This window comes from Micromonospora sp. NPDC049171 (genome assembly GCF_040648275.1).
GTDB lineage: Bacteria > Actinomycetota > Actinomycetes > Mycobacteriales > Micromonosporaceae > Micromonospora.
The window spans coordinates 150,070-172,058 of record NZ_JBEZDJ010000016.1 but is presented as its reverse complement, the minus strand read 5'-3'; the positions used below and the strand labels follow the sequence as shown (position 1 = coordinate 172,058).

Annotated in this window: 14 protein-coding genes and 2 CRISPR repeat arrays; of the genes, 11 read left to right on the top strand and 3 right to left on the bottom strand. The window is 68.1% G+C overall.

Features of this window, described 5'->3' with window-relative positions; translation table 11 throughout:
• Positions 1 to 240: 240 nt before the first annotated feature.
• A CRISPR array of direct repeats spans positions 241 to 1,732; the repeat unit is 28 nt; unit sequence GGAAGACCCCCGCGCATGCGGGGACGAC.
• A gap of 278 nt (positions 1,733 to 2,010) precedes the next feature.
• The 9 genes from cas3 to cas2e all read left to right on the top strand — a co-directional run bounded on the left by cas3 (position 2,011) and on the right by cas2e (position 11,691).
• Positions 2,011 to 4,788 carry a CRISPR-associated helicase Cas3' gene (gene cas3 / locus AB0B14_RS21265; RefSeq protein WP_357523700.1) on the top strand — a complete coding sequence of 926 codons (2,778 nt, stop codon included), beginning with the start codon at positions 2,011 to 2,013 and terminating at the stop codon, positions 4,786 to 4,788.
• Positions 4,789 to 5,015: 227 nt separating this feature from the next.
• The gene (locus AB0B14_RS21260) at positions 5,016 to 5,393 is read left to right on the top strand and encodes a hypothetical protein (protein WP_357523698.1); all 378 of its coding nucleotides are present in this window, start codon (positions 5,016 to 5,018) and stop codon (positions 5,391 to 5,393) included.
• 1 nt (position 5,394) lies between these two features.
• The gene (casA, locus tag AB0B14_RS21255; RefSeq protein WP_357523696.1) at positions 5,395 to 7,023 is read left to right on the top strand and encodes a type I-E CRISPR-associated protein Cse1/CasA; all 1,629 of its coding nucleotides are present in this window, start codon (positions 5,395 to 5,397) and stop codon (positions 7,021 to 7,023) included.
• Positions 7,024 to 7,051: 28 nt separating this feature from the next.
• On the top strand, positions 7,052 to 7,636 hold the full coding sequence (casB, locus tag AB0B14_RS21250; protein ID WP_357523694.1) for a type I-E CRISPR-associated protein Cse2/CasB: 585 nt from the start codon (positions 7,052 to 7,054) through the stop codon (positions 7,634 to 7,636).
• A gap of 52 nt (positions 7,637 to 7,688) precedes the next feature.
• On the top strand, positions 7,689 to 8,879 hold the full coding sequence (cas7e, locus tag AB0B14_RS21245; protein ID WP_357523692.1) for a type I-E CRISPR-associated protein Cas7/Cse4/CasC: 1,191 nt from the start codon (positions 7,689 to 7,691) through the stop codon (positions 8,877 to 8,879).
• Positions 8,876 to 9,685 carry a type I-E CRISPR-associated protein Cas5/CasD gene (gene cas5e / locus AB0B14_RS21240; protein WP_357523689.1) on the top strand — a complete coding sequence of 270 codons (810 nt, stop codon included), beginning with the start codon at positions 8,876 to 8,878 and terminating at the stop codon, positions 9,683 to 9,685. The genes cas7e and cas5e overlap by 4 nt, the downstream gene beginning before the upstream one ends.
• A gap of 5 nt (positions 9,686 to 9,690) precedes the next feature.
• Entirely contained in the window at positions 9,691 to 10,422 is a 732-nt protein-coding gene (cas6e, locus tag AB0B14_RS21235; protein WP_357523687.1) for a type I-E CRISPR-associated protein Cas6/Cse3/CasE, read from the top strand.
• A 1-nt stretch (position 10,423) separates the two neighbouring features.
• Positions 10,424 to 11,416 (top strand): type I-E CRISPR-associated endonuclease Cas1e, encoded by a 993-nt coding sequence (gene cas1e, locus AB0B14_RS21230; protein ID WP_357523685.1) that lies wholly within the window; start codon positions 10,424 to 10,426, stop codon positions 11,414 to 11,416.
• Positions 11,413 to 11,691 (top strand): type I-E CRISPR-associated endoribonuclease Cas2e, encoded by a 279-nt coding sequence (cas2e, locus tag AB0B14_RS21225; RefSeq protein ID WP_357523683.1) that lies wholly within the window; start codon positions 11,413 to 11,415, stop codon positions 11,689 to 11,691. Before cas1e ends, cas2e begins: the two co-directional genes overlap by 4 nt.
• 18 nt (positions 11,692 to 11,709) lie before the next feature.
• Positions 11,710 to 12,557: direct repeats of the CRISPR family, unit length 28 nt; unit sequence GTCGTCCCCGCAGGCGCGGGGGTCTTCC.
• 417 nt (positions 12,558 to 12,974) lie between these two features.
• On the opposite strand, the gene treZ is transcribed toward cas2e, so the two are convergent.
• Genes treZ through glgX form a run of 3 tightly spaced genes read right to left on the bottom strand, consistent with a single transcriptional unit; the run spans position 12,975 to position 19,121 of the window.
• The gene (gene treZ, locus AB0B14_RS21220) at positions 12,975 to 14,699 is read right to left on the bottom strand and encodes a malto-oligosyltrehalose trehalohydrolase (RefSeq protein ID WP_357523681.1); all 1,725 of its coding nucleotides are present in this window, start codon (positions 14,697 to 14,699) and stop codon (positions 12,975 to 12,977) included.
• Complete coding sequence (treY, locus tag AB0B14_RS21215; protein WP_357523679.1) at positions 14,696 to 17,002, bottom strand: malto-oligosyltrehalose synthase; 2,307 nt, start codon at positions 17,000 to 17,002, stop codon at positions 14,696 to 14,698. The genes treZ and treY overlap by 4 nt, the downstream gene beginning before the upstream one ends.
• Before the next feature lies 1 nt (position 17,003).
• Positions 17,004 to 19,121 (bottom strand): glycogen debranching protein GlgX, encoded by a 2,118-nt coding sequence (gene glgX / locus AB0B14_RS21210; RefSeq protein WP_357523677.1) that lies wholly within the window; start codon positions 19,119 to 19,121, stop codon positions 17,004 to 17,006.
• 495 nt (positions 19,122 to 19,616) lie between these two features.
• On the opposite strand from glgX, the gene AB0B14_RS21205 reads away from it, so the two are divergent.
• Positions 19,617 to 20,888, top strand: coding sequence for a glycosyltransferase family 4 protein (locus tag AB0B14_RS21205; RefSeq protein WP_357523735.1), 1,272 nt, complete (start codon positions 19,617 to 19,619; stop codon positions 20,886 to 20,888).
• A 304-nt stretch (positions 20,889 to 21,192) separates the two neighbouring features.
• Positions 21,193 to 21,837, top strand: a complete 645-nt coding sequence (locus AB0B14_RS21200) for a maleylpyruvate isomerase N-terminal domain-containing protein (RefSeq protein WP_357523675.1) — start codon at positions 21,193 to 21,195, stop codon at positions 21,835 to 21,837.
• Positions 21,838 to 21,989 lie beyond the last annotated feature (152 nt).

Here is a 21,989-nt window from a genome sequence, read left to right as displayed (position 1 = left end):
CTCTAACCGTCGCGAGCGTCCCGCTATTCGGCCTGCTTTAACGCGGTGTAGACAGACAGGGACAAAAGATCGCGCGGATGCGGGAAGACCGGCCGCAGAGCGTCGAGACACGGACGGTCCTGGCAAGCCCCAACACGTGCGGGAACGGCAGGATCCCGCGCAGGATGCGCTCGGTCTCGTACGGGAGCCCCGCGTGCGGGGGACGGCACCTACCACACATCGAAGTCGTGGTCGGTGGTCGGAGGAGCCCCACGCGTGCGGGGACCACGTCCACCGGACCGCGCCCGAGATGTAGACGGGCGGAAGACCCCCGCGCATGCGGGGACGACTACCCGAGCGAGCCTGTTATTCGAATGTCGCCGGGAAGACCCCCGCGCATGGGGGGACGACGCCGGCTGGCCAGCGTCGTTCGTTTCCGGCTTGGGAAGACCCACGCGCATGCGGGGACGACCGCGCGGTGAGCATCTGGGCGACCCCGAACAGGGGAAGACCCACGCGCATGCGGGGACGACGCGGCCTGTTTGTTCGCGGCCTTCTCGCAGGGCGGAAGATCCCCGCGCATGCGGGGACGACATCCCGCCCGCGCCCCACGCCAGCCCTTCGAAAGGAAGACCCCCGCGCATGCGGGGACGACTCGATGGGGCGCATGGCCCGGAAGATGGCGTCGGGAAGACCCCCGCGCATGCGGGGACGACCAGGTGCCGCACCACTGCTCCTCCAGGGTGACCGGAAGACCCCGGCGCATGCGGGGACGACACGCTGCCGGCGATGATCCCGAACAGGGTGCTCGGAAGACCCCCGCGCATGCGGGGACGACGATACGCCCATCGCGGACGCGGCCTCCAGGAACGGAAGACACCCGCGCATGCGGGGACGACCAGCGCAGGAGCACGGTCAACTGCCGGTGCCAGGGAAGACCCCCGCGCATGCGGGGACGACCTTGATCTGGCGCCCGTCCGGACCTCGGACCAGGGAAGACCCCCGCGCATGCGGGGACGACGGGCGCTATGCCGCAGACCGGACGCGCTTTACCGGAAGACCCCCGCGCATGCGGGGACGACAGGCTGGCCGTTCTCCGTGAGCAGACGACTCAGGGAAGACCCCCGCGCATGCGGGGACGACGAGTCGCCGCCGGTGACGAACACGGGCAGGACCGGAAGACCCCCGCGCATGCGGGGACGACATCGCCGCCGGAGCCAGGCCGCGCCGGATCCTGGGAAGACCCCCGCGCATGCGGGGACGACGATCGAAGTCTTCGGTGTTGAAGACCAGCGGGGGGAAGACCCCCGCGCATGCGGGGACGACCCGACAGTGGCGATGAACACGTTCACCTGTCCAGGAAGACCCCCGCGCATGCGGGGACGACGACACGCCGTCTGTGCAGGGGTGGTCGGGGTAGGGAAGACCCCCGCGCATGCGGGGACGACATCAGCGCCAGGGCCATCGCCTGCCGCAGCTCGGGAAGACCCCCGCGCATGCGGGGACGACGAGAAGATCCCCTGCCCCTTGGTGAGGTCGATCGGAAGACCCCCGCGCATGCGGGGACGACGGCGTCACGCTGACCGCCCTCTCCCTTCTCGGCGGAAGACCCCCGCGCATGCGGGGACGACCGCTTGGAGGCGATCACGCCACGCAGCCCATACGGAAGACCCCCGCGCATGCGGGGACGACGGACCGCCGCCGCTCCCCGCCACCCGCGCACCGGGAAGACCCCCGCGCATGCGGGGACGACGCTTGCTGACCTGCGGTGTTGCGCGACCAAGCGGTCTGCTTGATTTAGTTGGCTCGACTATCAGCATCTGGTAGCGACGGCCTTGAAGAAGCCTCTCATGCTGTTGCCGAACCTGACCGTTCGGTCAGGAACCTTCTACACAAATTGAGCAAGGAAGATGCCCTGAAGCCGTCTCCAGCGCTGGATGATCGCCAGATGAGCAGCCCGCTTGTCGGAAATTTGACTCGTCAGCGCGCTGGGGGCAGGTCTTGTCAGCCCTGACTCTTAGGGTGCCGGACATGGTGCTGGATCACTCGGTAAATCACGCCACCTCCGCTCCCCTATGGGGTAAATCGAATGCGGGCGGGCGCCCGAACTTGCTTCTGCAGCACCTGCTTGACACGGCGGCGGTCGCGGAAGTGATCTGGGATCGGTACCTCGCCCCTCGTGTTAAGGGTTGGCTTAACGAAGTCTCCGGCAACAAAGGGCGTACTTTCTTCGCGTTCGTATGCGGCCTGCACGACGCGGGCAAGGCATCACCAGCGTTTCAGTGCAAGGACGACGGCCTGTCCCGCGCTGTTCGGGCCGCCGGATTGACTTGGCCGAGATTGCGCCTGGACTCGGCAGGCTGGCATCACACGTGCGCAGGTGCGGTGATTGCCGAATCAGTCTTGCGGGAAGCTGGGTGGAGCAGAGAAGCGGTCGAGTGGGTGTGGCCGATGGTGGCTGGCCATCACGGGCTGGTCCCGTCGAGAGGGCCGCTGTTTTCGAAGGCAGCCAGGCTTCGAAGCGCACAGGGACAGGGCGATGCGTGGACGGACGCGCAGCGGGCGCTGGTGCATGACGTGGCCGCTGCCCTAGGGGTAAGCCTGGCTGAGTTGGAACCGGTGAAAGTGCCTAGCCGAGCTGAACAGCTCGCGCTGTCCGGCCTCGTGATCATGGCGGACTGGATTGCGAGCAGTGACCACGTCGATGGTGTTGACGACCCTTCGGATGTCTCCATGGCGGAGGCTCGGCTGCGAGCAACACGTGCGTGGTCGAAGGTGAAGCTACGTGGTGGCTGGGCGGCTGGTCCCTACCGTCCAATGACAGACCTGGTGGCGACACGGTTCGGGAAGGCCGCACGTCCGTTGCAGACCTCCTGCGTGGATTTGGCTGAGCAGACGGCTGCACCGGGTTTGCTGGTCATCGAGGCACCGATGGGTGAGGGCAAGACCGAGGGGGCACTCGCCGCCGCCGAGGTGCTGGGACGGCGGTTCGGCTGCGACGGCATCTTCGTAGGGATGCCTACACAGGCGACCAGCGATCCGATGTTCGAGCGAGTCCTGCAATGGGCGGATCAGGTGGATCCGGGTCTGCCAGTGGGTCTACTACACGGCAAGCGGATGTTCAACCCGCTCTGGGTTGCCTTACAGCAGGAAACTCATTTCGCCGGCATCGACGACTTCGGCTGTGACGACGAGTTTGGTCTCGTTGGATCGACACAGGCGGCTCGCCCCGAGCACGCCCCCGCGCAATGGTTCCTCGGGGCAAAGCGAGGCATGTTGATGCCCGTGACGGTTGGTACGATCGACCATTTGCTCTATGCCGCAACCCGCACGAAGCATGTGATGTTGCGGCACGCCGGCCTCGCCGGACGCGTAGTGATCTTGGATGAGGTCCACGCCTACGACGTCTACATGTCGCAGTTCCTTCACGAGGCCTTACGCTGGCTGGCCGGGGCAGGCGTGCCTGTGGTCGTGTTGTCGGCAACATTGCCCCCACAGCAGCGCGAGAGTCTGCTGCGGGCGTACCTTCAAGGTGCTCAGCAACTTCGCAAGGTAGATCTTCCCCCCACAGTCGCGACATCGGGCTATCCCGTGTTGCATGCCCTGAGCGCGGTTGGCGATGAGGCAAGATGCGTCGTCCGCACTACCGCTTCGTGGCGAGACACCACACAAATCACGGTGGAGGTATTACAGGAACGCCCGGACGGTGACCCCGCCGCCGTCGTCGAACTTCTTGACGACGAGTTGCGCGCTGGGGGGTGCGCCTTGGTCATCCGCAACACAGTCGGCCGGGCACAACAGACCTACCAGGCGCTGCACGACAGGTGGGACGCTGACGAGGTAATCCTGCTGCACTCACGACTAACTGTGTCCGAGCGGGCGAAGCGTACCCAGCGGGCTCTGGACTTGCTGGGCCCGCCCGGTGAGCAGACATCCCGCCCGCACCGCCTGATCGTGGTAGCTACGCAACTCGCGGAGCAATCGTTTGACGTTGACGCTGATCTGCTCGTCACCGACCTAGCCCCGATCGACTTGCTGCTACAGCGCATTGGCCGGATTCATCGCCATACGCGGCCGGAGCGCACAGGGGCACCGAAGGTCTTCGTGACAGGTTTCAGCACCCAGCCAGATGAACCGCCGACGTTCCCGCGCGGAAGCGTGTACGTCTACGGGAAGTATCCGCTGCTTCGGTCCGCCGTTCTGGTCGCCGAGGCCGCCGCCAACGCCGGCTGGAGCATTCCGGCCGATGTCCCGGACCTCGTGCGCCGCGGATACGCGGATCCTGCCGTCGTTCCCGACTCATGGCAGGAAGCGACAACGACGGCGTACGAAGCATGGCAGCGGCAGCAGCGCGGCCGACGGGAACAAGCGACGGAACTACTGCTGGCCGGCGAGAGTGATCTCGGCGCCCCGACTCTTGCCGGGCTGCACCGGCGGGCAAGCGGTGAAGCACCCGGCGAGGACGAGATCACCGCAGTGGTGCGCGACGGCCCAGAATCCGTGGAGGTGGTGCTCGTACGGCAGGAAAACGGACGATTCCTCACCATAAGCGGGCACAGTATCGGTCCAACAGGGGCGGTCGACGACGATGCCCTCGCCGAAGAGGTTGTCGGATCGGCGGTACGGCTACCCCCTCGTCCCGAACTAAGCACGGCCGCGAAGTGCCTCGAGCCCTTGCCGGGCTGGTATGGCAACCCCTGGCTGGGAAAGTCCCACGCTCTCATTCTCGACGAATGTGGCACCGCCCTCCTCGGGGGACGGTGCCTTACTTACGACAGGCACCTCGGCCTACTCGATGAACGAGCATGACCGAGGTGATAACCCCCGCACGGCGGGGACAGCCTGTCGACTGCAGGGTCGACCATCCCGCGAGCGGGATGACCCCGGCACGAGCCGGGCGAAAGCAGCATATCCGTTCGCACGAAGAGACACGCCCGAAAGGCGCTCTTCGACCATCCCGCGAGCATTGGCGAATCGCTGCTAGTCTCCACCGCATGCCCTCAGTGGACCCCCTCAGATCTTCACTGGAGAGTCGCGTGCTAGCGGCCCTCGTGGATGCAGCGCCCGGCACCGGTTTCGTGGAGGTGAGATCGATAGCCCGCGCGGCGCGTCTCGACCATGCCTCGGTGCAACTGGGCCTGAGCGGTCTCGCATCGCATGGTGACCTGTTCTTCAGATCCGTCCTGGACACCGATGGGCGGACATTCGTGTACGTCAGTCACGTGACGGCCTACGCCAGACAAACCGCAGCCCATGACCTCCTCCGGCCATCCAATGACTTCGGCCTGTCCGCCGGCAAGCCGGCCCGTGGTCGGCACGCCATTCGTGCAATCAAGATCGTCAGCGCGGTGGTTGGTGCCGCTGCCGCCAAGGTCATCGCCACGCTGATCCTCGACTCGGTACACCGTCCATGAGATGGAACATGATGATGGAGCGTTGATGGACAGTCCCTCGTTCAATTTGGTGGATGAACCGTGGATACCCGTCCTCGTCGGTGGTCGGCCGCACACGCTGTCGCTCTTTGACGCGCTAAGCAGAGCACACGAGGTCGACAGCCTGGCAACCGCCAATCCGCTTGAGACGGTTGGCGCGTTGCGGCAAGTGCTGCTGCCTGCCTACCTGGATGCCTGCGGAATCCCGGACAGCGAAGGCGAGTGGATGCAGCGCTGGCGCGCTGGCCGTCTCCCTGCCGGGACAATCAAGGAGTACCTCAACGACAACCGACACCGACTCGACCTGTTCGGTCGTCGCCCGTTCGGGCAAGTCCCGGGGCTGCGTACAGGCAAAGACGAAGACAAGCCCGTGTCACTGCTGATCGCGGCGACAGCGACCGGCAACAACGTTCCCTTGTTCACCCCACGCACGGAGGCCAATCCGCCGACATTGACGCCAGCGCAGGCCGCCCGCGCTCTACTGGCGACACAGTGTTGGGACACGGCGGCGATCAAGTCCGGCGCGGCAGACGACCCTCAGGCGAAGGGTGGCAAGACGACCGGCAACCCAACCGGTCCGTGCGGGGCGTTGGGCGTAACGGTGCCGATCGGCCGCAACCTCGCCGAGACACTGGTGTTGAACAGCCCGGTTGTGCGTCAGCCACCTCCCAATGATGTGCCGCAGTGGCGGCGGGAGCGGGCGATGACCGGAGCCTGGGAGGTCCGAGGAGCGACAGGACTTCTGGACCTCCTGACCTGGCAGTCGCGTCGAGTCCGACTCATCCCCGAGCCAACGTCGACCGGCGAGGTCGTCGTACGGCGGGTGGTTCTCACCGCGGGCGACCGCCTGCAGCCGATACCTAGAGATGTCGAACCGCATACGGCCTGGCGGCAGGTGGACAAGCCTAGACCCGGGCAAGCGTCGGTTGTACCGGTTCGACACAGCGCCGGCCAGGACGCTTGGCGTGGCCTGGCACCGATGCTGGCGACCATCGTGCGGGAAGGCGCCTCCTACAGCAGCAGCATCCTGCTGACCCAGATGGCTGATCTTGGCATTGACGACGTCCCGCTGCAGGTATTAACGGTGGGTGTGGCCTACGGCAATCAGTCGGCGGTGGTCGAAGACGTGATCGCCGACTTGATCCCGCTGCCGCTGACTGCGTTGCGACCTGGCAGTGATATCCGGCTGTTTGTTGAGACGTTGGTGGAGCAGGCCGAGGGATTGCGGCGCGCAGGTAACCGACTCGACGACGACCTGCGGCGTGCCAGCGCCGGCAGTCCGGTGCCGTGGGACAAGGGCCTCAGGCTCGGTGACGCGTTGATGCATGACATCAACCGGCCAGTGCGACGTCTACTCGCCGGCCTTCAACGTGCTCCCGACCGATGTGCCGAGGCGGAAGACGCCTGGCGTGCCGCCGCGCTTCAGATGGCACTTCGGGCGGCCGAACCAGCCCTAGCAGCAGTACCGCCCACGGCGTTCCTCGGCCGCACGGAAAAGCCAAAGAACCAGGTGCAGAAGAGCAAGAAGCAGCCGGAGAAAGCGCACCGCGCTAGCACGGCTATGAAGTGGTACGAGTCGTCGGTCCGCAAGATCCTCGCAATTGAACCCTGATCCCTGCCGATTGAGCGGAGACAACGTATTGACCAGCAGTTCCCGCCCGCAGCCCAAACTTTTCTTCTGGGAGCGGGACTACGCTAGAAAGCTACCGGACGGCAAGCATCTCACCGCGCTGCGCCGCGGTCTGGGGCGCGACCCAGGAGACGTCCCCGCGATGTGGCCGTATTACACCCGATTGAGGTCCGACGGTTGGGTCAGCTCCGACCTGCGCGCCGAACACGCAGCCCTGGTGCTCTTTGCCGTGCACCAGCAGTCCCAACCGCGCCTAGTGCACCGGCCTGGCGTGGGACTGGGAACGGCTGTGGCCAAGCTGCGGCTGGACGGAAAGTTCTCTGTGGACGCAGTGGACAGAAGATTCGGTGCCGCCGCAACCGCGACCAGCTTCCCCGAGGTTGTCGCTCACCTCCGCAGCATGGTCAGCCAGTTGCGGTCCCTGACGGTCACCCCTCCACTGGACTACACAAAACTGTTCCGCGATCTGTGCGACTGGCAGGACGCCGACCGGGCACACCAGGTCCGGCGACGGTGGGGGGCGCAGTACTTCACCGCCCGAGACATCGTCAACGAAGCATCGACGCCACAGGATCTTGAGATCAGTCAGCCCTGATCCCGCCCGCAAGAACGCATTTACCCAATCGGCTGCTCAACAAGGAGAACCAGTGCCCGACTCTCGCACCTATATCGACATCCACGTTCTGCAGACGGTGCCGCCGTCGAATCTCAACCGGGACGACGCCGGCAGCCCAAAGCAGGCCATCTACGGCGGTGCACGTCGAGCCCGCGTCTCCTCCCAAGCATGGAAGCGCGCCACTCGCCTGGCGTTCGATGACGAGCTTCACATCCCTCGACGGACGCTTGGCACCCGCACTAAAAGGATCGCGACACTGCTCGCCACGCGGCTGGCTGACCGTACCGGCCTCGACAATGAGGCCGCCGCCCGGCTTGGCAACGCCCTGCTGGCTCACGACCTGAACATCAAGCCAGGGAGGAAGGCTGAGGAAACCGCCTATTTGCTCTTCGTCGGACACAACCAAATAGACGCCATCGTCGACTTGGTTGCCGACCGGGCTACTGAGCTGGCCGCGCTGGCTGACGATGCGCTCACGAAAACCGTCGCCGACCTGCCGGTTCGCGCACAGTTGGCCACCAAACACCCCATCGACGTGGCCCTGTTCGGTCGCATGGTAGCCGATATCCCGACCCTGAACGTGGACGCGGCCACCCAGGTCGCGCACGCACTGTCTGTGCACCCGGTGGAAATCGAGTTTGACTACTACACGGCCGTGGACGATGAGAAGACGCGCGATGACGACGCCGGGGCGGCGATGATCGGCACGGTCGAGTTCACCTCAGCGACGCTGTACCGATTTGCCACACTCAACGTGCAGCACCTCGCTCAGAACCTTGAGAATGACCAAGAGGCGGCCCTCGCAGCCGCTCGAGCGTTTCTGCGAGCTTTCGTCACGTCGATGCCCACTGGCCACCAAAACACCTTTGCCCACCGAACCGTGCCCAGTCTCGTCAGCTACCTTGTGCGCACGGATCAGCCTGTCAACCTGGTGTCAGCCTTCGAGCAGCCCATTCGCAGCCGCGACGGCATCGCCGCCAAGGCCGTCGTACGCTTGGCGGAGGAACTCAACCACACCAGCACCGCCTGGGGTCTGACTCCCCTGGCCAAGGCGACTGTCTACGACCCCGCCTCGAACCTCACTGCGATCTCCCCTAACAATCGGGGTGCCAACGCGACGAGCCTCGAACAGGCCTTCGGGACGCCTCAGGTTCTCGAGGAGGCTATCGATTCCGTCCTCAACGCAGTGGCGCCTCGGCTGGGCGAGCGGACGCCGCGATGAACCAGCAGAACTCCTGCCTGGTCCTACGGCTGGCCGGACCGCTGCAATCGTGGGGGGGCCGGGGGCAGTTCAATCGTCGTGACACCCTCGACTCGCCAACCAAGAGCGGCGTTCTTGGGCTCCTCGCCGCCGCCGAGGGCCGCCGCCGGCAGGATTCGATCGAAGACCTTCTCGGGCTTACCCTTGGCGTCCGCACCGACCAGCCCGGATCACTGCTACGGGATTACCACACCGTCAGCGACTACCGCGGTCGGCCGTTGCTATCTACAGCAGTTAACGCCAAGGGCGTGCAGAAACCGACCTCGCCACCGAAGCAGACGCATGTCACCCACCGCTTCTACCTACAAGACGCGGTGTTCACGGCTGCGGTCTGTGGCCCAGGCGCCCTGCTGCGCACGCTAGCTGACGCCCTGTGCAGCCCTGCCTTCCCGCTAGCACTCGGCCGGCGCTCCTGCGCTCCCACCCAGCCACTGCTCCTCAGACCCCCCGAGATGGACCTAACCGACCGCGAAGCGCTCTGGCCCGGGCAGCCACTGACCGTGCTACGCCGGGTGCCGTGGCAGGCCACCGACCGGCACCGCTCGTCCCGGTTCCGGCCGCAGCAGCGGCCAGCCATGGTCGACCTGCCTGTCACTGTCGACGACCTCGACGGCAACGAGATCCGAACAGACGTGCCGCGCTCATTCGACCCGCTACAGCGAGGCTTCAATACCCGCCGGGTACGCCACGAATGGGTGCCCGTCCCTACCGGCTGGCCCGACACCGGCCACGCTGATCACGATCCCTTCGCGTTGCTCGGGTGGTAGCTCTGATGCCGTACCTGTCCCGTATTCACCTCAACCCGCTTCGTACCCAGACCCAGCGGATGATGCGTAACCCCCAGGTGCTTCACGCCACGGTCCTCGGCGGCCTGAGCCGCCAGCCGGTTACCGAGCGTGTCTTGTGGCGCCTGGATTCGCCTCACCAACACCAGCTCACCTTGCTCGTCCTGACCCAGTCCACGCCCTCCTGGGAGCACCTGATCGAGCAGGCCGGATGGCCAAACGCCGACGACCCGCAGGCACAAGTCAAGAACTACCAGCCGCTGCTCGACCAGATCCAGCAAGGACGCCGCTTTGCATTCCGACTCAAAGCCAACCCCACTAGTTCCACGAAGAAGCCCTTGAAGCCGTCCGAGACGCAAGCCCGACAACTGAAGGCCGAACGACCTCGCGGCGTGCGCGTTGCACACCGACGCCTGTCCGACCAGCTCAGCTGGCTCATCGATCGCCTCGGCCGTGCCGGATATTCTCTCCCCACCGACACCGTGAATGGCAACGAGGTCCCTGCGGTTGAAGCCAACGACCGGCACCGCCTCACGTTCCGGAAGAGCGGCAATCAATCGGCTCCGGTGATCCTGGAAAGCACCACGTTCGAAGGTCTCGTGCAGATCACCGACGCTGACAGCGCACGCAACGCTCTGCTACAGGGAATAGGCACCGGCAAGGCCTACGGCTTCGGTCTGCTCACACTCGCTCCGCCGTACCCCTCCCAGAGGAGCTGACGTGTGGTGGCTGGCCGATCCACAAGACCTGCACCGAGTCAGCGACCGCATCTCAAGCGTCTACGTCGAGCGCTGCCACATCGACCGTGACGACAACGCCGTCGCTCTCGTCAACCGCGAACGAACCGTCCGTGTGCCCGCCGCGATGATCGCCACTCTGCTCATCGGGCCGGGGGCCCGCATCACCACCGCTGCCGTACGCCTGCTAGCCGACTCCGGCACCGCCGTTTGCTGGGTCGGCGAGAAAGGCGTACGCCTTTACGCCAGCGGCGTCGGCCCCAGCCGCGGATCCCAGCTTCTACTCCGACAGGCATACCTTGTCAGTCGCACCAAAGAACGCCTCACCGTCGCCCGTCACATGTACAGCATGCGGTTCCCCGACGAGGACGTCAGTGCGCTCACCATGCAGCAATTGCGTGGACGTGAAGGCGCCCGCGTCAAGAAGATCTATCGAGCCCAAGCGGCACGTACGGGGGTTCCCTGGGACGGCCGGCTCTACAAACCCGGCCAACCCTTCGAGACCGGTGACGACGTCAACCGGCTGCTGTCCGCCGGGCATAGCTGCCTCTACGGCATCTGTCACGCCGCGATTGTCGGCCTCGGTGCCAGCCCCGGCCTCGGCTTCGTCCACACCGGCGGGGCGACGTCCTTCGTCCTCGACATCGCCGATCTGTACAAAGCCGAGTACACAATCCCGCTCGCGTTCGATCTCGCCGCCAGCGGCCTCATCACCGAACGCGACGCACGCACTGCTTTCCGAGATCGTGTCGCCGACGGCAAGCTCATGACTCGCATCGTCCAAGACGTCAAGTCGCTCCTCCTCCACGACAGCGACGAAGAGACCGATGAAGATGCCCATCATCTCTGGGACGAAGAGATCGGATTGGTACCAGGCGGCATTAACTGGGCCAACGACTATGCCGATGGCTTGGACGGCAGCTCGTTCATCGGCGTCAGCGGGCCCAACCTGAACGAACCCAAGGTGGACTTTTGACCGTCGTCGTCCTCATCGCCGTAGCCGAAGGGCTCCGCGGGCACCTGACCCGATGGATGATCGAAGTCGCTGCCGGGGTCTATGTCGGCAACCCCAATGTTCGCGTCCGCAACCGCCTCTGGGCTCTCCTCGCCGACCGGGTCGGCGACGGGCAAGCCATCATGATCGAGCCAGCGAGAAACGAGCAAGGCTGGGCAATCCGCACGGCCGGACGCGATCGATGGATACCTGTGGACCTGGATGGACTGATTCTCGCGGCCCGAAAGCGCGCGTAAACGCCCAGCTCAGCAAGTGTCGTCCCCGCAGGCGCGGGGGTCTTCCGCGTCCATGGCGGCACGCTCGGGCATGGTCAGGGTCGTCCCCGCAGGCGCGGGGGTCTTCCGGTCTCCGGCTCGGTGGGCGTGTCGGAACCGTCGTCGTCCCCGCAGGCGCGGGGGTCTTCCGTGCCAGTCGGGTCGGTACGTCGCGCCGGGCACGTCGTCCCCGCAGGCGCGGGGGTCTTCCGCAGGCCGCGATCGACGCCCACGCGGCCGACTTGTCGTCCCCGCAGGCGCGGGGGTCTTCCGATCGTGCACGCCGCCGCGACGATGCGGGGCTGGTCGTCCCCGCAGGCGCGGGGGTCTTCCCTCCGCCGCACCTGCGACCCGTGCAAGGCGTGGGTCGTCCCCGCAGGCGCGGGGGTCTTCCTCGACGCTCCCGACGGTGTAGATCTGCAAGACGGTCATCCCCGCAGGCGCGGGGATCTTCCCTCGATCTCGACCCCGTCCGGGCTGGCCCAGGTGTCGTCCCCGCAGGCGCGGGGGTCTTCCTTACCCGGCCATGGCCCGCATGCTCCCGAGCCTGTCGTCCTCGCAGGTGCGGGGGTCTTCCCTGCGCGGTCTGGACGCCCGGCGGGTTCTGGCCGTCGTCCCCGCACGCGCAGGGGTCCTCCCCACCGATTCCTGTTCACGCTCGGCTCCGAGCGGTGGTCCCCGCACGCGCGGAGGTCGTTCACCCAGGTCGAATTTCGACGCGAGCTGACCGACGTCGTCCGAGGTGGCGATGACGCACCGGTCGTCCTCGCAAGCGCGGGGGTCTTCCCTCGATATCGTGGCGGATACCAATCATCAGGGGTGTCGTCCCGCACGCGCGGCGATCCTCCTACCCGGGGTCGTCTGGGTGACCACCAGCTCCAATGTCGTCCCCGCGCGGGATCTCCCGGCGTCCCGGTTTGGGGCCTACCCAGCTGGCGTCGCCCCTGGACGCACGAAATCTTGCTGTCCGTAGTGTGGAGGCATCGCCGGAGTGGATGTCCTCCTCGCACGCGGGGGTCATCTTGGGATCGGGGCGGGCCGCTCAGCCTGCACGACGTTGTCCCCGCATGCGCGGGGGTCTCCCGCAGCGGATGGGGCCATGCGACCCGACGGCGCGATCGTCCCGGCACGCGCAGGGGTCACCGGTGGTTGTGAATCGAGTGCTTGCCCTGGCTGTGGTCATCCCCCGCACGCGCGAGGGTATCCCTGGATGCGGTCCCGCTTCACTGTGTCGCCGTCGCCGTCCCTGCGGAAACGGGGGGTTTTCAGAGCGCCACGATTGCCGCAGTCTCCGCCGGCAACTGGATCCGGTCCCGCATCACCGTGACCCCCTCCCCCGTAGCCAGCAACACCCGCCGAGCCACCCCAGGCAGCGACACCCCCTGCCCCCGCCCAGCCAGGTTCGCCACGACAAGCGTGTCCCCCCGCCGCATCACCAAGAACTGGTCCCCGTGCTGCACAGAAACCGCCTGCAACCGAGGATCCGACAGGTCAGGGCGAGACCGCCGCAGCCCAATCAACCGCTGGTAGAACGCCAGCATCGAAGCATGCTCAGGCTTGTCCAGCTCAGCCCAGTCCAACCGCGACCGCGTGAACGTCTCCGGGTCCTGTGGGTCCGGCACGTCCCCCTCCGGCCACCCGTGTGACGCGAACTCCCGCCGCCGCCCGCTACGCACCGCAGACGCCAGCTCCGGCTCCGGGTGCGACGTGAAGAACTGCCACGGCGTAGAAGCAGCCCACTCCTCCCCCATGAACAACATGGGAGTGAACGGAGCGGTAAGCAGCAACGTGGCCCCAACCCGGAGCAGCGAGGGAGACAAGGAGGCAGAGATCCGATCCCCGGTGGCCCGGTTTCCGATCTGGTCATGGTTCTGCAAGTAGGCCACGAACCGGTGCCCAGGCACCCGAGGATCAACAGGCCGCCCGTGGTGCCGGTTGCGGAAGCTGGAGAAGGTGCCAGCGTGGAAGAACCCACCCGTCAGCACATCTGACAGCGTCTCCAGGGAGCCGAAGTCCCCGTAGTACCCCTGCCGCTCCCCCGTCAGCAACGTGTGCAGCGCGTGGTGGGCGTCGTCGTTCCACTGGGCGTGCAGCCCGAACCCACCAGCCTCCCGAGGCGTGATGAGCCGCGGGTCGTTGAGGTCGGACTCGGCGATGAGCGACAACGGCCGCCCCAGGTGTGTTGACAGGGACTCGACGGCAACAGCCAACTCTTCCAGGATGGGCACCGCCCGCGAGTCCGGCAGGGCGTGCACGGCGTCCAGGCGCAACCCGTCGACGTGGTAGTCCCGCAGCCACATGAGGACGCTGTCGATGATGTAGCGGCGTACCTCGTCGGAGTGCGGCCCGTCCAGGTTGATCGAGCGGCCCCAACTGTTGCTCTGCTCGGCCAGGTAGGGACCGAACTGCGGCGCGTAGGCCCCGGAGGGCCCGAAATGGTTGTAGACGACGTCGAGGATCACCCCCAACCCGCGGGCGTGGGCGGCGTCGACGAACCGTTTCAGCCCGTCGGGGCCGCCGTAGGGCTGGTGGGGTGCGTACCAGCAGACGCCGTCGTACCCCCAGTTGTGTTCGCCGTTGAAGGCGTTGACCGGGAGCAGCTCGATCAGGTCGACGCCCAGTGACACCAGGTGGTCGAGGCGGTCGATGGCCGCGTCGAAGGTGCCCTCCGGGGTGAAGGTGCCGATGTGCAGCTCGTAGAGGATGCTGCCGGGCAGTTGCCGGCCGGTCCACGAGGTGTCGGACCACGCGAAGGCGGAGTGGTCGTAGCGGCGGCTGGGTCCGTGCACACCAGCAGGCTGCCACGGTGAGCGGGGGTCGGGCAGCGCAGTGTCGTCGTCGTTCAGCAGAAAGGAGTAGTCGAGGCCGGCGTCGGGCACGTCGACGCGCCACCAGCCGTCGGCGGCGGCGCGCATCTCGTGGTCGGCGTCGCCGGTCAGGCGCAGTCGCACGCGGGTGGCGTCCGGGGCCCACACGGAGAATTCGGTCATGACGCAGCCTCCACGGCAGCGGTGGGAGGGGCCAGCAGTGCGACGGGATAGTCGGCCAGCAGGTCGGCCAGAGAGGTCTCCCCGCCACTGTAGACCCGGCCGGTGAACAGGTCGGTCACCTCGTTAACGGGAAGCGACAGCGCGGTGTCGCCCCAGCCACCGGCGCGGGCCAGGCCCAACGGCAGCCGGGTGGCGACGGTGATCGCGCCACCCCGGTCGAAGGCCACCACGTGCCGGCCCTGCGGCCCGTGCGCCGGCACCGGCCGGTAGCCGGTGAACAGCTCCGGGTGCGCCCGCCGCAACCGCAGGGTCCGCGACACGACGAGCAGCTTCGCCGCTCCGTCGGTGTCGATCGGGGGACGCCAGCCGCCGTCGAGGCGTGCCAGCAGTTCTCGGCGTACGTCGAAGTCGACCGGGCGGCGATTGTCCGGGTCGACGAGGGAGTTGTCCCACAGCTCGGTGCCCTGGTAGGTGTCCGGCACGCCGGGCATGGTGAGTTGCACGAGCTTCTGCCCGAGGGAGTTGCACCAGCCGGCGGGGGTGATGGCGGCGGCGAGTTCGGTCAGCTCGTCGTGCAGGCTCGGGTCGTCGTACATCCGGTCGATGACCGCGTGCATGGCCTGCTCGAAGGCCGGGTCCGGGTCCGCCCAACTGGTCGAGGCCGCGGCCTCCCGGGCGGCCTTCTCGGCGTACGCGTGCAGCCGTTCCCGTTCGATCGGCCACGCGCCGACAGCGGTCTGCCAGAGCAGGTGGGCGAACGCCGGGTCGGGCAGCGGCGCGTACTCCATCCAGGTGTGGACCTGCTCGGCCCAGCGGCCCGGCAGCTCGCTGAGCACGGCGAGGCGGGCGCGGACGTCCTCGCCGCGTTTGGTGTCGTGGGTGGAGACGGTGGTCATGCTGGCGGGCCAGCGGACCTGCTGGGCGGCGGCGAAGCGGTGGAACTCCGCCGGCGGCACCCCGAAGTGGGCGGGGCTGCCGCCGACCTCGTTGAGTGCCACGAAGCGGGTCCAGCGGTAGAACGCGGTGTCCTCCACGCCCTTGGCCATCACCGCGCCGGTGAGTTGCGGGAAGCGTTGGGCCAGCTCGTCGTCGGGGTTACGCAGCCGGCGGGTGACCGCGTCCAGGGCGCCGGCCAGGTCGGGGCGGCGGCGGCCGGCCTCGGAGCGGGCGGCGGCGAGGTGCCGGGCGCCGTGCGGCGGGTAGCCGCGGTAGACGGCGAACGCGGCGGCCAGTTCGGCGAGTGCCGCGCGGGCCTGCTCGGTGGGCACCTCGGGGGCGAGCGCGGCGAGCCGGGTCAGCTCGGCGGCGAGAAGCCCGGTGGCGGCGGCGAGCTTGGTGGTGTGGGTGAGGTTTTCCCACGAGGTGTGCCGCCCGGTCAGTCGGGTGTCCAGCACCGTGAAGTCGCCCTCGGCGTCGGTGTCGACGAAGAGGCCGTTCACCGCGGCCAGGGCGTCGTAGCCGGTGGTGCCGTCCACCGGCCAGTCCGGCAGCTCCTCGCCGTACTCCAGGATCTTCTCCACCACGAGCCAGGCGTCCGGTGCGGCGGCCCGCAACCGGGTCAGGTAGCCGGCCGGGTCACGCAGGCCGTCCGGGTGGTCGACGCGGATGCCGTCGACCTCGCCGGCGGCGGCCCAGCGCAGGATCAGCTCGTGGGTGGCGGCGAACACCGCCGGGTCCTCCACGCGCAGACCGGCCAGGTCCGCGATGGCGAAGAACCGGCGGTACGTCAGGTCGGTGTCACCCCGACGCCAGGAGACCAGCTCGTAGTGCTGCCGGTCGTGCACCTCCCGCGCGGTGCCGTCGCCGGTGCCGTCGGCGATCGGGAAGCGGTGCTCGTGGTAGCGCAGCTCGTCGTCGACCACCTTGAGGTCGTCCAGGGCGGCCGGGTCGTCGGCGAGCACCGGCAACAGCAGCCGGCCCCGGTCCCAGTCGATGTCGAACCAGTCGGCGTACGACGAGTCGCGCCCCCGGCGCAGCACGTCCCACCAGGCGGGGTTGGCCGGTGGCACGGCGACACCCGCGTGGTTGGGCACGATGTCGACGACCAGGCCGAGCTGCTGGGCCCGCAGCGCGCCCAGCAGACGCTGCCGGGCGGCCTCACCGCCCAGCTCCGGGTTGACCGCCCGGTGGTCGACCACGTCGTAGCCGTGCGCCGAGCCGGGGGTGGCGGCCAGCAGCGGGGCGGTGTAGAGGTGGCTGACGCCGAGGTCGGCGAGGTAGTCGACGATCGCGGCGGTGGCGTCCAGGTCGAAGCCGGGGCGGACCTGGACGCGGTAGGTGGCCTTCGGAGGGGTGGCGGCCATGTCAGATCGTCCTCTCCAGCACCACGAGGGACCGGTCCGGCACCCGGATGGTGCCGCCCGCGCTGATCACGGTCGCGTCGCCCGGTTCGGGTTCGGCCGTGCTGATCACCCGTTCCCACTTCTGGCCGTACTCGCTGCCCGGCATGGTGAAGTCCAGTGGCGCGTCGTGGGCGTTGAAGCAGAGCAGGAACGAGGCGTCGCGGTGTTTCTGGCCGTACTGGCCGCGTTCGCGGATGCCCTCGCCGTTGACGAACAGCGCCACCGAGCGGCCGAAGTCGTTGCCCCAGTCCTCGCCGGTCATCTCCCGCCCGTCCGGGGTGTGCCAGGCCAGGTCGGGCAGCGGCTCGTCGATGCCGCGCCCGTTCACCGGCAGGCCGGTGAAGAAGCGGCGGCGACGGAACACCTGGTGTCGTTTACGGAACGCGGTGAGCGTCTGGACGAACTCCAGCAGCTGCTCGTCGACGTTGTCCCAGTCGACCCAGGCCAGCTCGCTGTCCTGGCAGTAGACGTTGTTGTTGCCGTGCTGGGTGCGGCCCAACTCGTCGCCGTGGCCGATCATCGGAACACCCTGCGACAGCATCAGCGTGGCCAGGAAGTTGCGCCGCTGCTTGGCCCGCAGGGCGAGCACCGCCTCGTCGTCGGTGTCGCCCTCGACCCCGCAGTTCCACGAGCGGTTGTGGCTCTCGCCGTCGCGGTTGTCCTCGCCGTTGGCCTCGTTGTGCTTGTCGTTGTACGACACCAGGTCGTTGAGCGTGAACCCGTCGTGCACGGTGACGAAGTTGATGCTGTGGAACGGGCGGCGGCCGTCGTCCTGGTAGAGGTCGGCCGAGCCGGAGATCCGCGACGCGAATTCGGCGAGGGTGGCGGGCTCGCCGCGCCAGAAGTCTCGTACCGTGTCGCGGTATTTTCCGTTCCACTCCGTCCACAGTGGGGGGAAGTTGCCCACCTGGTAGCCGCCGGGGCCGACGTCCCACGGCTCGGCGATCAGCTTGACCTGACTGACCACCGGGTCCTGCTGCACCACCTCGAAGAACGTGGACAGCCGGTCCACCTCGTAGAACTCGCGGGCCAGGGTGGCGGCCAGGTCGAAGCGGAAACCGTCGACGTGCATCTCGGTCACCCAGTAGCGCAGCGAATCCATGATCAGTTGCAGGGAGTGCGGGCTGCGCACGTTGAGGCTGTTGCCGGTGCCGGTGTAGTCGACGAAGTAGCGGCGGTCCTCCTCGCTGAGCCGGTAGTAGCTGGGCGCGTCCACGCCCTTGAAGCTCAGCGACGGGCCGAGGTGGTTGCCCTCGGCGGTGTGGTTGTAGACCACGTCGAGGATGACCTCGATGCCGGCCGCGTGCAGCGCCTTGACCATGCCCCGGAACTCCTGCACCTGCTGGCCGGTGCGGCCGAGCGCGGAGTAGCCGTGGTGCGGGGCGAAGAACCCGATGGTGTTGTAACCCCAGTAGTTGCGCAGCCCCAGGTCGACGAGGCGGTTGTCGTGGATGAACTGGTGCACCGGCATCAGCTCGATCGCGGTCACCCCGAGCTGGGTCAGATATTCGATCATCGGCGGGGAGGCGATGGCCGCGTACGTGCCGCGCAGCTCCTCCGGGATGTCCGGGTGGCGCATGGTCAACCCGCGCACGTGCGCCTCGTAGATCACCGAATGGTGGTAAGGGGTGCGCGGCGGCTTGTCGTTGCCCCAGTCGAAGTACGGGTTGACGACCACCGACTTCGGCATGAACGGCGCCGAGTCGGTCTCCGACATCTTCTCCGGCTCGTTCAGGTCGTAGTCGTAGACCGCCGGGTCCCACTGCACGTCACCGTCGATGGCCTTCGCGTACGGGTCGAGCAGCAGCTTGTGCGGGTTGCAGCGCAGCCCGTTCGCCTGGTCGTACGGGCCGTACACCCGGTAGCCGTAGCGCTGCCCCGGCTCGATGCCCGGCAGGTACGCGTGCCACACGTAGGCGTCCACCTCACGCAGCTCGACGCGGCGCTCCGCGCCGGTGTCCCACTCGTCGAAGAGGCACAGCTCGACCCTGTCGGCCACCTCGGAGAAGATGGCGAAGTTGGTGCCCATCCCGTCGTAGGTGGCGCCCAGGGGATACCGCTCGCCCGGCCAGACCTGCATGCTGCTCCTTAGACCATGGTTGTGCCCGCACCGGCCGACGCATGCCCGCGCGCACGCAGGTATTGCCCCCCGCCCGGCAGCGCCAATCCATCCTTTCAGGCGGTGACGGAAAACCGCCCGTCTGATGCGAGCAACACCCTCAGGTGTCCTCCGTCACGATGACCCTTTTCGAGGTGCGTTCTCGGGCCCGATGCACTTTCCTTGACCGGGGGCAAGCGTTCGCGTGTGTTCCGCCAGGCCCTCCGCCACCCCTTACACCTCACTCCGCCGCCACTGACGTCGGCGCTTCACCATGCATGGACGGAGATTGATGTGACACTGCGGGTCGACGAGCAGCACACAGCCACCTTGGACCGGGCCCACCGGCCCACCCTGACCTCCCGGTCCCCGCTCCCGACCCAGCCCGGTGTTGTCGTGCCGCCTGTTGTCGCGCCCGCTGGTGGCGTGCCCGCGCAGCCCGGTCCCGGGGTGCCCCCGCAGACCCAGCGAATCCTGATGCTGTCCTGGGAGTACCCGCCGGTGCTCGTCGGCGGCCTCGGCCGCCACGTGCACGCCCTCTCCGTCGCCCTCGCCGCCGCCGGCCACGAGGTCACCGTCGTCACCCGCCACACCGTCGGCGCACCCATGGAGGAGTACGCAGACGGCGTCCGCATCCTGCGCGCCCCCGAAGACCCGGTCACCTTCCCCCTCGCCACCGACTCCCTGCTGGCCTGGACCATGGCCTTCAACCACACCCTCACCCGCACCGCCCTACGCGCCACCCAGGCCGGCGCCTACGACGTCATCCACGCCCACGACTGGCTCGTCGCCCACACCGCGATGACGTTGCGCGACCACCTGGACATCCCGCTGGTCAGCACGATCCACGCCACCGAGGCGGGGCGACACCAGGGCTGGCTGCCCGAGGAGATGAACCGCACCATCCACGGCGTCGAGCAGTGGCTCACCAGCGAGTCCAACCGGGTGATCGTCTGCTCCGGCTACATGCGCGACGAGGTCAACGCGCTCTTCGGCGTACCGGCCGGACGGGTCGACGTGGTCGCCAACGGCGTCGAGCCGCACCGCTGGCGGGTGCCCGCCCGCGCGGTGGCCGCCGCCCGCGCCCGGTTCGCCGGCAACGGCCCGCTGGTCACCTTCGCCGGCCGCCTCGTGTACGAGAAGGGCGTCCAGCACCTGATCGCCGCGCTGCCCCGACTGCGCGAGCGGCACCCGGGCCTGCGTGCCGTGATCGCCGGCGACGGCCCGTACCGCGCCGAACTGGAGGCCGAGGTGCACCGCCGCGGCCTCGGCGGCATGGTCACCATGCCGGGCTTCCTCGGCGGCACCGACCTGCCGGCGCTGATGGCCGCGTCCGACTGCTTCGCCGTGCCGAGCATCTACGAGCCGTTCGGCATGGTCGCCCTGGAGGGCGCGGCAGCCGGCGCACCCCTCGCCGTCGCGGCCACCGGTGGTCTCGGCGAGATCGTCGAGCCGGGCGTGACCGGGATGACCTTCCGCCCGCACGACCCCGACGGGCTCGCCGACGCCGTGGACGCGCTGCTGTCCGACCCCGACCGCTCCCGCGTGCTGGCCCGCCACGCCCGCCGGATGGTCCACGACCAGTACGGCTGGACGGCGATCGCCCAGCGCACCGCCGCCAGCTACGCCGCCGCCATCGCCACCGACGCCGAGTTCACCGCCCAACGTGCCGAGCAGCGCATGTCCCAGGGCCGTAGCCTCCCGGTGCTCCCCGAGGGCAACCTGCTCGCCGCCGCCGGCCTGCGCTAACCCGCACGCTGCTTTTTCCTTGATCGACTCGGTTTTCTTGAAGTCGGGGTGTCCCGGTGCTGAGGACCCCCCGACTTCCTGAAACCCGAGTCGATCACGCCGTGCGCGGTCGGCGGGCCGCTCGGCGGCGGCCGGCCGGCGCTCCTTGACCCGGCCGGCGCTCCTTGACCCGGCCGGCGCTCCTTGACCCGACCGGCGCTCGACGACCCGGCCGGGCGCGGCCGTTGGGCCGGAGGGTCGCGCCCGCCAGCCCCGCCCGTTGCGGCCGTCAGCCCGACCGGTCGGCGCCTGGCAGAATGTGCGGATGTCTCGTTCTGTCGACGCCCTGGATGCCGCCTTTCCGATCGCCGCCTCGATCGCTCTGGAGCTGATCCGACGCCCGGAGGTGACCGCGCGCTGGTCGGACCCGAGCGCGCTGCCCCACCTGTCCGTGGGGGGCCTGGCGTGTCACCTGGGGCGTCAGGCGGTACGGGCGGCGGAGCTGCTGCCGATGCCGACGGACCTGCCCACCCTGGAGTCGGCCGACGACCACTACGAGCGGGCGGCCTGGGTCACCGAGGGTCCTCCGGACGAGGCGTCGGTCGCGTCGGGTCCCGACGAGGCCGAAGCCGTACGGGGGCCGGCGGAGCTGCACGCCCGTTGCGCTCAGTCGCTGGAGGATGTCGGCGACCTGCTCTCGCGCGGTGCCGCCCGGGACGTCGTGCCGATCCCGTGGCAGGGCTGGGCCCTACGCCGCGGTGAGTTCCTGCTCACCCGCCAGTTGGAGATCGTGGTCCACTCCGACGACCTGGCGGTGAGCGTCGGCGTGCCCACGCCGGAGTTCCCCGCGGAGGTCTTCGACCCGGTGCGTGACCTGCTGGTGCGGCTGGCCGTACGCCGTCGTGGTCAGTCCGCGCTGATCAGCGCCCTGAGCCGCAGCGAACGAGCCCGGGACATCTCCGCCTTCTGACGCCCCGCCATCGGGTGCAGCCGCAGCGAGTCGGCGGCACCCGCCTGGCCTCCGCGGCCCGTGATCGACTCGGATTCCCGCAAGTCGGGGTGTCTGCCGGCGTGATCGGCTCGCCTTCCTGAAAGTCGGGCCATCCACCGCACCCGGACACC

Excerpts from the sequence above, each read along its gene's own strand:
- cas3 (WP_357523700.1), top strand. The coding sequence starts at position 2,011 with ATGGTGCTGGATCACTCGGTAAATCACGCCACCTCCGCTCCCCTATGG.
- casA (WP_357523696.1), top strand. The coding sequence starts at position 5,395 with ATGGAACATGATGATGGAGCGTTGATGGACAGTCCCTCGTTCAATTTG.
- cas5e (WP_357523689.1), top strand. The coding sequence starts at position 8,876 with ATGAACCAGCAGAACTCCTGCCTGGTCCTACGGCTGGCCGGACCGCTG.
- cas6e (WP_357523687.1), top strand. The coding sequence starts at position 9,691 with ATGCCGTACCTGTCCCGTATTCACCTCAACCCGCTTCGTACCCAGACC.
- treZ (WP_357523681.1), bottom strand. The coding sequence starts at position 14,699 with ATGACCGAATTCTCCGTGTGGGCCCCGGACGCCACCCGCGTGCGACTG.
- treY (WP_357523679.1), bottom strand. The coding sequence starts at position 17,002 with ATGGCCGCCACCCCTCCGAAGGCCACCTACCGCGTCCAGGTCCGCCCC.
- glgX (WP_357523677.1), bottom strand. The coding sequence starts at position 19,121 with ATGCAGGTCTGGCCGGGCGAGCGGTATCCCCTGGGCGCCACCTACGAC.
- AB0B14_RS21205 (WP_357523735.1), top strand. The coding sequence starts at position 19,617 with ATGCTGTCCTGGGAGTACCCGCCGGTGCTCGTCGGCGGCCTCGGCCGC.
- AB0B14_RS21200 (WP_357523675.1), top strand. The coding sequence starts at position 21,193 with ATGTCTCGTTCTGTCGACGCCCTGGATGCCGCCTTTCCGATCGCCGCC.